The organism is Massilia sp. GER05, assembly GCF_052056005.1.
Lineage (GTDB): Bacteria > Pseudomonadota > Gammaproteobacteria > Burkholderiales > Burkholderiaceae_D > Telluria > Telluria orientalis.
On the sequence record NZ_CP178858.1, the window covers coordinates 3,508,755 to 3,522,274 of the forward strand.

Genomic DNA, 13,520 nt, shown 5'->3' on the forward strand with positions numbered 1-13,520 from the left:
GCAGGCGGGAACCCATGCAGAAGATCAGCATTCAGTACGTCGGAAACACCCGGGCGGATCTCGGCGTTCGACTTCAGAGGCTCAGTATGGGTCCCCGCGTGCGCGGGGATGACGGTGATCCGCGCAAGCGAAGGTATTACATGCTCGGCCCGCGTCCCGTCCGCTGTTCCTTCTCGATCCGCTCCTGGCAAGCGATACACGTCCGCACCGTCGGCGTCGCCAGCAACCGCGCTTCCGGAATATCGCGCCCACACGACTCGCAGATCCCGATCGCGCCCGATTCCAGGCGCCCGATCGCCGCGTCGATCTCGTGCAGCAGGTTCGCTTCGTGTTCGGCCAGGTGTTCCTCGTTATGGCTGAGCATCTCGCCCGCCGGCGCGTCGTCGTTCTGGCCCATATGGGCATTCGGCGAGATCGCCGGGCGGTCGTCGGTATCGCCATCCGTGCGCGCACGCACGGCGGCCAGCGCATCCTCGCGCGCCTTGTGCAGGCGCTGGCCGAGTTGCTCGTGGAGTTCAGGTGAAATTGGCGGCATGGTCATCGTCCTCTTCGTTGTCAAAAGCTTCGGATCAGTGTGGCGGACCATCGAGCGTCATGTTTGACGCACCTCATATCGTCCTTTCAAAACGCCAGTCTGCTTTCAGCAACATCGAGGAAGAAGCCGGCTCCTTCCTTGGACCCAATCTGGAATTTTTGATTCACATCAAGGATTTGGAACCCCCAGGAAACCTACCCTGACGGTGTCGTCTTTCTTATTCTTCAGGGAGTGCACCTTGGACAGCAGTCTAAACTATAACTACAAGATCGTGCGCCAGTTTGCCGTCGCAACTGTCGTCTGGGGCGTGATCGGCATGCTCGCGGGCGTGTGGATTGCCGCGCAGCTCGCCTGGCCGGCATTGAACTTCGATATCCCGTGGCTCACGTACGGCCGCCTGCGGCCGCTGCACACGAACGCGGTGATCTTCGCGTTCGGCATCTGCGGCCTGTTCGCCACGTCGTACTACGTCGTGCAGCGCACGTGCCAGGTCCGGCTGTTCTCCGACCGGCTGGCCGCTTTCACGTTCTGGGGCTGGCAGGCGGTGCTCGTGGCGGCCGCCATCACCCTGCCGCTGGGCTTCACGCGCGGCAAGGAATACGCCGAGCTGGAATGGCCGATCGCCATCCTGATCGCCGTCGTGTGGGTCGCGTATGCCGTCGTCTTCTTCGGCACCATCGTCAAGCGGGCCGTAGCACACATCTACGTCGCCAACTGGTTCTTCGGCGGCTACATCCTCGCGGTGGCCATCCTCCACATCGTCAACGGCATGTCGATGCCCGTCACGCTGTTCAAGTCGTACTCGATGTACGCCGGCGTGCAGGACGCGATGATCCAGTGGTGGTACGGCCATAACGCCGTCGGCTTCATCCTCACGGCCGGCTACCTGGGCATGGTCTACTACTTCATCCCGAAGCAGGCCGAGCGTCCGGTGTACTCGTACCGCCTGTCGATCGTGCACTTCTGGGCCCTGATCTTCACCTACATGTGGGCCGGTCCGCACCACCTGCACTACACGGCGCTGCCCGACTGGACGCAGTCGATCGGCATGGTGTTCTCGCTGATCCTGCTGGCGCCGTCGTGGGGCGGCATGATCAACGGGATCATGACCCTGTCCGGGGCGTGGCACAAGCTGCGCTCGGACCCGCTGCTGAAATTCATGATCGTGTCGCTGTCGTTCTACGGCATGGCCACGTTCGAAGGCCCGATGATGTCGATTAAAACGATCAACTCGCTGTCGCACTACACGGACTGGGGCATCGCCCACGTGCACGGCGGCGCGCTGGGCTGGGTTGGTTTCATCACGATGGGTTCCCTGTACTACCTGATCCCGCGCCTCGCCGGCAAGAAGCAGATGGCCAGCATGGCACTCGTCGAGACGCACTTTTGGCTCGGCACCATCGGCATCGTGCTGTACATCGCCGCGATGTGGATCGCCGGCGTGATGCAGGGCCTGATGTGGCGCGCCGTGAACCCCGACGGCACCCTGACCTACACCTTCGTCGAAGGCGTCAAGGCGACGTATCCGTACTACGTGATCCGTTTCGGCGGCGGCCTGATGTACCTGACCGGCATGTGCCTGATGGCGTACAACACGTGGCTGACGATGCGCGGCACGAAGTCCGTCGACGCGCGCATCCCCGCACTGCATTCGCTTGGCAGGACGCATGCGGTCCCGGAACACGCCTGATAGAACACGCAGGAGCATAACCATGAAATTCACCCATGAGTGGATCGAGAAGAACCCCTGGCTGCTGATCGGCCTCGTGCTGGTCGTGGTCTCGTTCGGCGGCCTCGTCGAGATCGTGCCGCTGTTCTTCCAGCATTCGACCACCGAACCCGTCGCCGGACTGAAGCCGTATTCGCCGCTGCGCCTCGCGGGCCGCGACGTCTACATCCGCGAAGGCTGCTACAACTGCCACTCGCAGATGATCCGCCCGTTCCGCGCCGAGACGGAGCGCTACGGCCATTACTCGGTCGCGGGCGAATTCGTCTACGACCACCCGTTCCAGTGGGGATCCAAGCGCACCGGCCCCGACCTGGCGCGCGTCGGCGGCCGCTACTCGGACGAGTGGCACCGCACGCACCTCGACAACCCGCGCGACGTCGTGCCGGAATCGAACATGCCGGGCTATCCGTGGCTCGCGACGGCAAAACTGGACCCGCAGTCGATCGTGCCGAAGATGCGCGCGATGCAGCGCCTGAACGTCCCGTACACGGAGCAGGACATCAAGGACGCGCCGGCGCAGCTGGCCGACAAGACGGAGCAGGACGCGCTGGTCGCCTACCTGCAGGGACTCGGCACGCAAATCAAATCGAGGAATTGAGATGGCCATCCAGCATATGTTCGACGGCGCGAGCCGCGTGATGACGGTCGTGAGTTTCGTTTGCTTCCTGGGCATCCTGGCGTGGACCTTCGTGCTGCGCAAGGAGCAGGATTTTGCGGCAACGGCCGCCATTCCGTTCGACGACGACGTGGAGGACGACTATGTCTGACTTCACGAGCGGTTTCTGGAACTGGTACATCGTCCTGATCACGGTGCTCGGCATTGCGGGCTGCGCGATCCTGCTGTGGTCGCAGTCGCGCCACAAGGTGCGCCTGGACGAACACGGCCAGCCCGACAAGACGACGGGCCACGTGTGGGACGAGGACCTGACGGAACTGAACACGCCGATGCCGCGCTGGTGGATGTTCATGTTCTACCTGACGATCCTGTTCGCCATCGGCTACCTGGTGCTGTATCCGGGCCTCGGCAGCTATGCGGGCCGCCTCGGCTGGCAATCGGCCGGCGCGTACAAACAGGAACTGGCGAAGGCCGATGCCGACTACGGCCCCCTGTTCGCGCAATACCTGAAGCGCGACCTCAAGGACGTGGCAGGCGACCCGCAGGCCCACGCCATCGGCGAGCGCCTGTTCCTCACGTACTGCGCGCAATGCCACGGCTCGGATGCGCGCGGCAACAAGGGCTACCCGAACCTCACGGACGGCGACTGGCTGTACGGCGGGGAACCGTCGGTGATCAAGGAAACGATCATGAAGGGCCGCAACGGCCAGATGCCGCCGATGGGCGCGGCACTCGGCTCGGACAACGACGTGGAAAACGTCGCGCACTACGTGATGAGTCTCTCCGGGGCGCCGGCCGACCCGATCAAGGTCGCCTTCGGCAAGCCGAAGTTCGCCGCCTGCGCCGCGTGCCACGGCCCCGACGCGCACGGTAACCCGATGCTGGGCGCGCCGAACCTGACCGACAAGGTATGGCTGTATGGCGGCAGCGCGGAGACGATCATGGAGACGATCCGCAAGGGCCGCAACAACACGATGCCCGCGTGGGGCGAATTCCTCGGCGAAGGCAAGGCGCACGTGCTGGCCGCCTACGTCTGGTCGCTGTCCAACACGCCGGGCACGCCCCGCGAGGTGGCGGCAAAATGAACACGCGCGCGCCCAGGGAGGCGGTCATCAAGATGTACGCCAGGCGCGAGGACATCCATCCGCGCGAGGTGAAGGGCCCGTTCGCCACCCTGCGCTGGGCCTGCGTCTGGCTCACGCAGGCGCTGTTCTACGGCCTGCCGTGGCTGTCCATGCACGGCCGCCAGGCCGTGCTGTTCGACCTGGGCGCGCGCAAGTTCCACCTGTTCGGCCTCGTGCTGTGGCCGCAGGATTTCATCTATCTCGCCGGTCTGCTGATCATCTGCGCCTACGGCCTGTTCCTCGTGACCGCCGTGGCGGGGCGCGTGTGGTGCGGCTATGCCTGCCCGCAGACGGTCTACACGGAGATCTTCCTGTGGATCGAGCGCCGCATCGAAGGCGACCGCAGTGCGCGCATCCGCCTCGACCGCCAGCCGTGGACGCTGGCAAAGCTGGGCAAGCGGGGCGCCAAGCACCTGGCCTGGGGCACGGTCGCGCTGTGGACGGGTTTTACCTTCGTCGGCTATTTCACGCCGATCCGCGCTCTCGGCGACGCGGTGGCGCACCTGGGCCTCGGCCCGTGGGAAGCGTTCTGGATCCTGTTCTACGGCTTCGCCACGTACGGCAACGCCGGCTGGATGCGCGAGCAGGTGTGCAAGTACATGTGCCCGTACGCCCGCTTCCAGAGCGCGATGTTCGACCGCGACACGCTGATCGTCAGCTACGACATGGCGCGCGGCGAACCGCGCAAGATGGAACGCAATGCGGCGCGCAACGGCGCAAACGGTGGCGACCGCCGAGGCGACTGCATCGACTGCTCGCTGTGCGTGCAGGTCTGCCCCGTCGGCATCGACATCCGCGACGGCCTGCAGTACGAATGCATCGGCTGCGCCGCCTGCATCGACGCCTGTTCCGGCGTGATGGACAAGGTAGGCAGGCCCCGTGGCCTGATCCGCTATTCGACCGAGAACGCACTCGCCGGCGGCTGGAACGCGAAGCAGATCCGCGCCCGCCTGCTGCGCCCGCGCACGCTCGGCTACGGCCTCGTGTTCGTCCTGATGGCGGCGGGCCTGGGCACCGCGCTGGCGCTGCGCACGCCGCTGAAGCTGGACGTGATCCGCGACCGCGGCTCGATGGGCCGCGAAGTCGAAGACGGCAAGATCGAGAACGTGTACCGCCTGCAGCTGATGAACACGGGCGAGCGTCCGCACCGGTTCCACATCGGCGTCTCCGGCATCCCGTCGGCCGCCATCGCCGACGAGGATCTCGTCGAACTGGACGGCGCCTCCGCGCGTGCGGTGCCCCTGCGCGTGCGCGTGGACCATGGCGCCGCACGCACGGGATCGAATGCGCTGGCGTTCACCGTGACGGCGCAGGACGATCCGGCACTGCGCGTGACCGAGAAGGCCGTCTTCATCGTGCCGCGCTGAACTGACAAGGATAGAACATGCACGCGACTCCGACTCCCTGGTACACCCACCGCTGGCCATGGCTCCTGATGCTCGGACCGGCGACCGTGCTGGCTGGCGGCGGCTACGTGGCCTGGCTGGCCGCCGGCCATCCGGACGCCCTCGTCGTCGACGACTATTACAAGCAGGGCAAGGCCATCAACCAGGACCTGCGCCGCGACCGCGCGGCGACGGCACTGGGCCTGTCGCTGCGGGCGGAATACGATCCGCGCGCGGGCACGCTGGCCGGCCGCCTGGCGGGACAAGCGGCGCCGTTCACCATCTACCTCGCGCATCCGACCCTGCCGCGGCGCGACCTGCGCGTGTTCGTGAAGCCCGCGCCGGACGGCTCGTTCAGCGTCGCGCTGCCGGACCTCGAGCGCACGCACTGGCAGGTCGTCGTGGAAGGAGCGTTGCGCGACTGGCGGCTGGCCAAGGGGTGGGATGGCGTGCGGGCGCTGGAGATCGTGGCGGACGAGCCCTGAGCGGCCTCACAGCGCCTGGCCGAGGCGCTGTTCCAACTGGCCGCGGTAGGTGCGGCTGACCTTCGTTCGCCCGCCGTGCTTCAATACCACGTCGAACTCGCCGTGCGACAGCGGTTCGAGGCGCAGGATGCTTTCGAGATTCACGATGGCCGAGCGGTGGATGCGCACGAAGTGGGCGGGATCCAGCTTGTCGGCCAGCACATGGATCGGTGACCGGTACAGCAGCGCCTTGCCGCCGATGTACAGGTTGACGTAGACGCCGACGGCTTCGATCCAGTCGATGTCCGTCGTCTTGACGATGTGCGTGGCGCCCGCGGTTTTTACCACCAGCCGGTCCCAGCGCGGCGGTTCTTCGGCGGGGCGGTGTTCTTCCAGCCGCGCGAGGACGCGCCGCATGGCCGCCTCGAAGCGTTCGTCGCTGAACGGCTTCAACAGATAATCGAGGGCGCTGGCCTCGAACGCGCGGACCGCATACTGGTCGTAGGCGGTGACGAATACGGTGACGGGCATGCGGCCGGCACCGACGGTGGCGACGACGTCCAGGCCGGACGGCCCTGGCATCTGCATGTCCAGGAAGACGGCGGCGGGGCGATGGTCGGCGATCATCCGCACGGCCGCCGCGCCGTCCCCGGCTTCGAGCACCTCGCCGACCCCGTCTACCCTGGCCAGCAGGTCGACGAGACGCCGCCGCGCCGGCGCTTCATCGTCGACGACGAGTATCTTCAATGGACTGGCGGGCGGCATGCGCGGCATCTCCTTGTTCAAGTCAGGGGCAGGACGATCGTCGCTTGCGTGCCGCCGCCGGCGTGGGGCGCGATGGCGAACAGGCTGGCGCCGGACGGGTACATGGCCGCCAGGCGGTCGCGCGTCACACTGATGCCCAGTCCGCGCGCGGCGTCCATCGTCCAGCCGGGCGGCAGCCCGACGCCGTCGTCGGTCACGCGGATCTCGACCTGGTCGCCCACGCGCCGCGCCGACACGTCGACCTTGCCGCCGGACGCGCGGACCGCGATGCCGTGGCGGATCGCGTTTTCCACCAGCGGCTGCAACAGCAGCGACGGGACGCGCGTGTGCGCCACGTCGGGCATGACGGACACCGTGACGGCGAGGCGCTCGGCGAAGCGCATCCGGTGCAGTGCGAAGTAATGCTCGAGGAACTCGACTTCGTCGGCCAGGCTCACCTCGCTCCGGTTCCGGCTGTCGAGCGTGAAGCGCAGCAGGTCGCCCAGGTGCTCGATCATGCGGCGGGCCACCCTCGGCTCGTGCTCGACGCACGCGGAAATGCCGTTCAGCGCGTTGAACAGGAAGTGCGGATCGAGCTGGGTGCGCAGCGTGTTCAACTGGGCTTCGAGAAAGCCGCGCTGCAAGCGCTCGATCTGCAATGCGTCGACGAGCACGCGCCGGTAGTATTTCAGGCCGGTCAGCGCACCGATGATGACGCAGTACACGAGCATCGCCCAATAGAACCAGTCGAGCAGGCCCAGGGGCTGGCTCCAGGGATCCCAGTCGAGCAGGCCGAGCCGGTCTTCCACGGCCGCCGCCGTCAGGACGTACAGCGCCGTCAACGCCAGCCCGCACACGGCATGGGCGGCCAGCAGGGGCAGGGCGCGCCGGAACGTCGCGGCCAGGCGGTCGTGCAGGCGCTTGATCAGCGGCGTCAGCGCGCCCCACAGCCAGCAATTGATGGTGACGGACAGCAGTGCGCTCCAGCCGGCGCCGCGCAGGATGTACGGCAGCGCGAACACGCCGCCGGCGGCCGTGCAGGCCAGGATTGCGACGACATGGCGTGAGGTGCGTTGTTTCACTGGTTGATCGTTGACGTGTAAGCGGCCTGCGCACGGGAACGGGGCGCCGCCCGTTCGATGGGCGCCACAACCGTCTCGCAACAGCGGAATCCGGACTGTGACAAAGCCATTGTAAATACCTATTGCACTCCGGCATTCTACCCAAAAAAACGGAGACCTCAACCTATGCCCCCGATGAAATCCCATTACGAAGCCCTCGATGGCCTGCGCGGTACGGCCGCGCTCTGCGTCCTCATGTTCCATTTCTGGGAAATGATGGTGCCCGACATCGCCCACAACCCGATGGGCCATGCCTTCCTGGCCGTCGATTTCTTTTTCGCGCTGTCCGGATTCGTTCTCGGCCACGCCTACGACGCGCGCCTGGCGCCGCACGCCGCGCCCCGCGAGGCGCTGTCCCTGTCCGGGTTCTTCAAGCGCCGCCTGATCCGCCTCCATCCGATGACGCTGGCGGCGCTGGCGATCAGCGTGACGGTGTACCTGCTCGATCCGTTCGTCGGCGACACCCAGCGCATCGGCGAAAAGATCTCGCTCGCGGCGTTCGCCGGCACGATCGCGCTCAGCGTGCTGTTGCTGCCGACGCCGAACGTGCCGAACAGCTTCGGCGAAACGCATTCGCTGAATGGGCCGTGCTGGACGCTGTTCCAGGAATACATCGCCAACGTCCTGTACGGCGTGCTCGGGCACAGATTGACCCGGCGCCTGCACGTGGGCCTGTGCGTGCTGAGTGCCGTCGCGCTGGTGTGGACGGCGCATCATTTCAATGACCTGAGCCACGGCTGGGGATGGGCCGATTTCTGGGCCGCTCCGGTGCGCCTCGCCTGTCCATTCCTGGCGGGGCTGCTGGTGTACCGGACGGGGTTCCGGCTGGCGGTGCCGCAACCGTTCGTCGTCCTGTCGCTGGTGCTGGCCGCGATCTTCGTGGCGCCCCAGATGGGCACCTGGAACGGCCTGTTCGAAGCGGCCTGCGTGATCGTCGTGTTCCCGCTGGTCCTGGCCGCGGGCGCGGGCGTGACCCGGACCGAGGGCGCGATCGGCGCACTGTGCCGGTTCATGGGCGAACTGTCCTATCCCGTCTACGTCGTGCACTACGCGTTCGTCTACCTGTTCGCGCACTGGAACTGGAATACGCATCCGGCGCCTGCGCGGGTGGCGCTGGTGGCGGCGGGATCGCAGATCGGCATCGTGCTGCTGGCGTACGCGTTGCTGCGCTGGTTCGACCGGCCGGTGCGTGCGTGGCTCACGCGGAAGTATGCGGGTCCGGTTCACGTTCCCGCCGCGGTGGCTGAGGTAAACGCGTAACCCCGGCCCTCTTGCAGACTCATCCATGATAGATTGCCATCGCCAGGCTTACCGAGCCGGCGACTACCACTATCCATGGAAAAGAGAGAGATGCCCAAGAACCATCTTCACGCGCGCGCCCGCACGGCCGCCGCCATCGCCACCCTGTTCGTTCCCCTCGTCCTCGGCACCGCCGCGCCAAACATCGCGGCGGCCGCACAGACCACCCAGGCGGTCAGACCCGACGCCGCCTTCGACACCTGGTCCGACCGTTTCGCCGCCGACTGGGTCCGCGCCAATCCGCAGCTCGCCACGTCGACGCAATACTTCGACGGCGCCGAACAGGACGCGCTGGACCGCCAGCTCACGCCGCTGACGGCTTCACACCGCAAGAAGATGGTCGCGCTGGCGCGGGCCGGCGTCGCGCGGCTCGATAAATTCCTCGCCGGGCCACTGGGCGAAGAACAGCGCACGTCCGCGTCCGTGATGCGCTGGAGCCTGGCCAACACGGTCGCCAGTGCGCCGTACGACGATTACCAGTTCGTCTTCAACCAGTTCGGCGGCACGCAGGTCGGCCTCGTCAACTTCATGACGACGACGCATCCGCTGCGCCGCGCGTCCGACGTCGCCAGTTACCTGGCGCGCCTGGACCAGGTGGCCACGCGCATGGACGAGGCCCTCGCGCGCGCCCGCGCCGCCACGGCGCGCGGCCTGGTGCCGCCGCGCTTCATCCTCGAGCGCGCGCAATACCAGGTCGACCTGTTCCTGAAGCCGGCGGCGGAGCAGAACGTCCTCGTCACGACGTTCGCCCAGCGCACCGAAAAGCTCGCGGACCTGGCGCCGGGTGCGCGCGCCAAGGCCATCGCCGACGCCACCCGCATCGTCGAGACGAAGATCCGCCCCGCGTACCTGCGCGTGCAGGCCTACATGGCCGAGCTGCATCCGCAGACGAACGACACGGCCGGCATCGCGCGCCTGGCGAACGGCGCGGCCGCCTACCAGCAGGCGCTGAAGACCTACACGAGCACGAATTTGACGGCGCAAGAGATCCACGCGATCGGCCTGGGCGAAGTGGCGCGCATCGAGGCCGAGATGGACAAGCACCTGCGCGCCCTCGGCTACGCGGAAGGCGGCATCGAAGAGCGCATGAAGCAGCTGGACGCGACGTTCCAGCCCAAGACCGCGGGGTTGGGTAACCCTGATCCGCGCCCCGAACTGCTGCAGCGCTATGCGGGCATCGTGCAGGACGCATTGAAACGCAGCGACGCGCTGTTCAACCTGAAGCCGCGCGCGCCGGTCGACGTGCGCCGCGAGCCGCCGCTGACGGAGCCGTCGGCCGCGGCGCATTATTCGCTGCCCGCGCCGGACGGCAGCCGACCCGGCATCTTCTGGGTGCCGATGCGCGGGCCCACGTTCGACGTGATCCGCATGCGCAGCCTGTCGTACCACGAGGCCGTCCCGGGCCACCACTTCCAGCTCGCGATCCAGCAGGAGCGCACGGACCTGCCCAAGTTCCGCGCCCAGCGCATCTTCGGCGGCGGCAGCGCGCACAGCGAAGGCTGGGCGCTGTATGCGGAGCGGCTCGCGGTGGAGCAGGGCTGGTACGAGGGCGACGTCCCGGGCCTGCTGGGCGCCCTCGGCTCGGAACTGTTCCGCGCGCGCCGGCTCGTCGTCGACACGGGCCTGCACACGAAGGGCTGGACGCGCGAGCAGGCCATCGCCTACGGCATCGGCGCGCAGGAAGTGGAGCGCTACGTCGCGTGGCCGGGCCAGGCGTGCGCGTACATGATCGGCATGCTGCGCATCATCGACCTGCGCGAGCACGCGAAGCAGGAACTGGGCGCGAAGTTCTCGCTGCCCGCGTTCCACGACGTCGTGCTGCGCAACGGTTCCGTGCCGCTGGACGTGCTGGGCGAGATCGTCGAGCGCTGGATCGCGGCGCAGAAGCAGGCTTAGAAGCAGGCTTTGAAGCAGGCTTGGAAGCAGGCCGCGTGATCAGCGGCTGGCCACCAGTGCTTTCAGGCGGGCGATCGTCGCCGCCGGCGTCACGCGGTCGTCGCGCCAGAAATCACTGATGATGGCCCGCATGGCGTCTTCCACGGGCGGTGGCTGCGACATGTTGATGCTCGGGACCAGGACGCCGGTGCGCGCCGCGTGCTGGAACGCCGCCCTGGACGCTGCCGCGCAGCGGTCATGGCGGCCGAGATCGACGTCGGTCCGGACGGGCAGGGCGCCCTTGTAGAGATTGAACCGTTCCTGGATGTCCGGACGCAGGAGCGCGGCGGCGAGGTGACGCTGCGCGCCGACCTTCGCTTCGCCCCGCACCTTGAACATGACGAACGAATCGACGTCGAACACGAATGCGTCGGTGGCGCCCGGCACCGGCAGGCACTCGAACTCGAAGTCCGACGTCTTGCGGGCCTCCATCAGCACCGGCTTGTTCCAGTCGCCCATGAATTGCATGCCCGCTTTGCCGCTGGTGAGCAGTGCCGACGCCTGGATCCAGTCGTTCTGGTACGTCGAGCGGCCGGTATAGGATTTGATCCGCCTGAAGGTCGCCAGCGCGCGTTCCATCGTTGGGCTGGACAGCGCGGCCGGGTCCAGTTGCACGAGCGCCCGCCGGTAAAACTCCGCGCCGCCCAGGCCGATGACGACGTTCTCGAACAGGCGCAGGTCTTCCCAGGGCTGCTCGCCATGGGCCACGGCGACGAAGCCCGCGCGCTTCATCCGTTCGGCGGCCTGGAAAAACTCATCCCACGTCGCCGGCGCCTTCGCGCGCGCCGCTTTCAGGACGCGCGCGTTAATCCACAACCAGTTGTTGCGGTGGAGGTCCACCGGCACGGCGACGTAGTGCCCGTTGTATTTCATGCGCGCGCTGATCGCCTCGGGCAGGACCTTGTCCCATTGCCCGGACCGGGCGATGTCGTCGAGGTTGGTGAGGTACCCGCCCTGCGCCCACGCGGCGATGGCGGGCGCCTTCATTTGCGCGGCGGTCGGCGGGTTGCCGGCCGCGACCCTCGATTTCAGCAGCGTCAGCGCCATCCCGTTGCCGCCGCCGGCGACTGCGAAATCGCGCCAGGTCTCGCCCTCCTGCGTCAACGTCGCTTTCAGGAAGGCGATGGCCCTGGCGTCGCCGGCCAGGTCCCAGTAATGGAACACTTCCAGCTCGCCCGCCCGGGCAGTCGTCGACGCGCACAGCGCCAGACATGCCGCCAGGGCGACGAATACACGCGAAACAGTCATGCGCCCAACCTTATCACAAGGCGGGCCGGGCATCCAGGCCGTCAGTCGGGCGACAGGCGCAGCAACACCACGCCATGGGCAGGCACCGTCAGCGCCAGCGGTTTGCCGGTGTCGCCCGTGGCGCCCGTCCACAGGTCGGTGAACCGGTGGCGCTTCTGCCCGAAGTCGACGCTGTTGTTGCTGACGCGGTCGGACAGCGTATGGCTGTTCCAGTCGAACCGGTAGCGCCGCGCGTGGTCGGCGCGATTGAGGAACATGAGCGCCCATTCGCCGTTCGCCAGCGGCTTGGCATACATCTCGAGCTGGCCGTCGTTCATGAAACGCCAGGCCTGGATGCCCCGTTCATCCTGGTTCACGGCGATGACGGCGCGGTTGGTCAGGATCGCGCGCGTGGTGGCCGACATCGAACGGATGTCGTTCCCCGCGATCAGCGGCGAATTCATCATGGCCCAGATGGAGAAGTGGGCCCTGTCCTCGTCCTCGGCCATGCCCTTGCCGACTTCCAGCATGTCCATGTCGTTCCAGCGTCCGGGTCCGGCATGCCTGCGCAGGCCGTCCTGCTTGTCGAGGATGGGCAGCACGCCGAACGACGACCAGTCGCCGTGATTGAATTCGCAATCCCAGCACGGATAGATGTCGCCCGTCGTGCGCCATGAATGGCCCACGTCGCCGGCCCACTCCCAGGGCTTGTTGTCGCCCCATTCGCAGATCGACAACAGGACGGGGCGGCCGGCGGCGCGCAGTGCGTCGCGCATCGTCGTGTAGCCGCCTTTCGCGCTCAGGCCCTCGGTATTGCACCAGTCGTATTTCAGGTAATCGATGCCCCAGGCGGCGTACGTCAGCGCGTCCTGGTACTCGTGCCCGCGGCTGCCCGCGTGGCCGCCGCACGTCTTGTCGCCCACGTCCGAATAGATGCCGAGCTTGAGTCCTTTGGCGTGGACGTAGTCGGCCAATGCCTTGATTCCGGACGGGAAGCGCTGCGGATCGGCGTGGATGAAGCCCTGCGCATCGCGCTCGCCCTGCCAGCAGTCGTCGATGTTCAGGTACACGTACCCGGCATCGCGCATGCCGCTGGCGACCATGGCGTCGGCCGCGTCGCGGATGAGCTTTTCGTTGATGTTGCAGGCGAACGTGTTCCAGGTGTTCCAGCCCATTGGCGGGCGTTGTCCCAGTTCGGTGAACTTGCCGGGCGTGCCCGGTGCCGTGCGGACCGTCACGCCCTGCGCGTACGCCTGGTGCGAGACGGCGCCGCCGAGCAGCAGGACGGTGATAAATGCTTTCAACATGGGATGATGATTCCGAATAAAAAAAGGCGCGCGC

General features: G+C 66.9%; 13 protein-coding genes. 8 read left to right on the forward strand and 5 right to left on the reverse strand.

What is annotated here, in order from left to right:
* Positions 1-136: 136 nt before the first annotated feature.
* Positions 137-541 (reverse strand): TraR/DksA family transcriptional regulator, encoded by a 405-nt coding sequence (locus ACL58G_RS15805; protein WP_413385016.1) that lies wholly within the window; start codon positions 539-541, stop codon positions 137-139.
* A gap of 232 nt (positions 542-773) precedes the next feature.
* Here ACL58G_RS15805 and ccoN point away from each other — a divergent pair, with 232 nt between their 5' ends.
* The 6 genes from ccoN to ACL58G_RS15835 are packed head-to-tail and all read left to right on the forward strand — an operon-like array spanning position 774 to position 5,874.
* The gene (gene ccoN, locus ACL58G_RS15810) at positions 774-2,225 is read left to right on the forward strand and encodes a cytochrome-c oxidase, cbb3-type subunit I (protein ID WP_440967794.1); all 1,452 of its coding nucleotides are present in this window, start codon (positions 774-776) and stop codon (positions 2,223-2,225) included.
* Positions 2,226-2,247: 22 nt separating this feature from the next.
* Positions 2,248-2,862 carry a cytochrome-c oxidase, cbb3-type subunit II gene (gene ccoO, locus ACL58G_RS15815; RefSeq protein ID WP_413340846.1) on the forward strand — a complete coding sequence of 205 codons (615 nt, stop codon included), beginning with the start codon at positions 2,248-2,250 and terminating at the stop codon, positions 2,860-2,862.
* Between the two features lies 1 nt (position 2,863).
* Positions 2,864-3,031 carry a cbb3-type cytochrome oxidase subunit 3 gene (locus tag ACL58G_RS15820; protein ID WP_440967797.1) on the forward strand — a complete coding sequence of 56 codons (168 nt, stop codon included), beginning with the start codon at positions 2,864-2,866 and terminating at the stop codon, positions 3,029-3,031.
* Complete coding sequence (ccoP, locus tag ACL58G_RS15825) at positions 3,024-3,965, forward strand: cytochrome-c oxidase, cbb3-type subunit III (protein WP_413385023.1); 942 nt, start codon at positions 3,024-3,026, stop codon at positions 3,963-3,965. The genes ACL58G_RS15820 and ccoP overlap by 8 nt, the downstream gene beginning before the upstream one ends.
* Positions 3,962-5,371, forward strand: coding sequence for a cytochrome c oxidase accessory protein CcoG (gene ccoG / locus ACL58G_RS15830; protein ID WP_440967799.1), 1,410 nt, complete (start codon positions 3,962-3,964; stop codon positions 5,369-5,371). The genes ccoP and ccoG overlap by 4 nt, the downstream gene beginning before the upstream one ends.
* Positions 5,372-5,388: 17 nt before the next feature.
* On the forward strand, positions 5,389-5,874 hold the full coding sequence (locus ACL58G_RS15835) for a FixH family protein (protein ID WP_440967800.1): 486 nt from the start codon (positions 5,389-5,391) through the stop codon (positions 5,872-5,874).
* A gap of 6 nt (positions 5,875-5,880) precedes the next feature.
* Here ACL58G_RS15835 and ACL58G_RS15840 read toward each other — a convergent pair whose 3' ends face one another.
* The gene (locus ACL58G_RS15840) at positions 5,881-6,618 is read right to left on the reverse strand and encodes a LytR/AlgR family response regulator transcription factor (RefSeq protein WP_413385031.1); all 738 of its coding nucleotides are present in this window, start codon (positions 6,616-6,618) and stop codon (positions 5,881-5,883) included.
* Between the two features lie 17 nt (positions 6,619-6,635).
* Positions 6,636-7,679, reverse strand: a complete 1,044-nt coding sequence (locus tag ACL58G_RS15845; RefSeq protein ID WP_440967801.1) for a sensor histidine kinase — start codon at positions 7,677-7,679, stop codon at positions 6,636-6,638.
* Positions 7,680-7,844: 165 nt separating this feature from the next.
* Between ACL58G_RS15845 and ACL58G_RS15850 the strand changes: the two genes are divergently transcribed.
* Complete coding sequence (locus ACL58G_RS15850) at positions 7,845-8,978, forward strand: acyltransferase family protein (RefSeq protein ID WP_440967803.1); 1,134 nt, start codon at positions 7,845-7,847, stop codon at positions 8,976-8,978.
* Positions 8,979-9,068: 90 nt separating this feature from the next.
* Positions 9,069-10,913, forward strand: coding sequence for a DUF885 domain-containing protein (locus ACL58G_RS15855; protein WP_440967804.1), 1,845 nt, complete (start codon positions 9,069-9,071; stop codon positions 10,911-10,913).
* Positions 10,914-10,952: 39 nt separating this feature from the next.
* On the opposite strand, the gene ACL58G_RS15860 is transcribed toward ACL58G_RS15855, so the two are convergent.
* A complete protein-coding gene (locus ACL58G_RS15860) occupies positions 10,953-12,200 on the reverse strand; it encodes an ABC transporter substrate-binding protein (RefSeq protein ID WP_413385040.1) in 1,248 nt (415 codons plus the stop codon).
* Between the two features lie 41 nt (positions 12,201-12,241).
* Positions 12,242-13,486, reverse strand: a complete 1,245-nt coding sequence (locus ACL58G_RS15865) for a glycoside hydrolase family 27 protein (RefSeq protein WP_413385042.1) — start codon at positions 13,484-13,486, stop codon at positions 12,242-12,244.
* Positions 13,487-13,520 lie beyond the last annotated feature (34 nt).

Coding starts and splice junctions, on each gene's coding strand:
- ccoG (WP_440967799.1), top strand. CDS start 3,962: ATGAACACGCGCGCGCCCAGGGAGGCGGTCATCAAGATGTACGCCAGG.
- ACL58G_RS15840 (WP_413385031.1), bottom strand. CDS start 6,618: ATGCCGCCCGCCAGTCCATTGAAGATACTCGTCGTCGACGATGAAGCG.
- ccoO (WP_413340846.1), top strand. CDS start 2,248: ATGAAATTCACCCATGAGTGGATCGAGAAGAACCCCTGGCTGCTGATC.
- ACL58G_RS15805 (WP_413385016.1), bottom strand. CDS start 541: ATGACCATGCCGCCAATTTCACCTGAACTCCACGAGCAACTCGGCCAG.
- ccoP (WP_413385023.1), top strand. CDS start 3,024: ATGTCTGACTTCACGAGCGGTTTCTGGAACTGGTACATCGTCCTGATC.
- ACL58G_RS15820 (WP_440967797.1), top strand. CDS start 2,864: ATGGCCATCCAGCATATGTTCGACGGCGCGAGCCGCGTGATGACGGTC.
- ACL58G_RS15860 (WP_413385040.1), bottom strand. CDS start 12,200: ATGACTGTTTCGCGTGTATTCGTCGCCCTGGCGGCATGTCTGGCGCTG.
- ACL58G_RS15855 (WP_440967804.1), top strand. CDS start 9,069: ATGCCCAAGAACCATCTTCACGCGCGCGCCCGCACGGCCGCCGCCATC.
- ACL58G_RS15835 (WP_440967800.1), top strand. CDS start 5,389: ATGCACGCGACTCCGACTCCCTGGTACACCCACCGCTGGCCATGGCTC.
- ACL58G_RS15850 (WP_440967803.1), top strand. CDS start 7,845: ATGCCCCCGATGAAATCCCATTACGAAGCCCTCGATGGCCTGCGCGGT.
- ACL58G_RS15865 (WP_413385042.1), bottom strand. CDS start 13,486: ATGTTGAAAGCATTTATCACCGTCCTGCTGCTCGGCGGCGCCGTCTCG.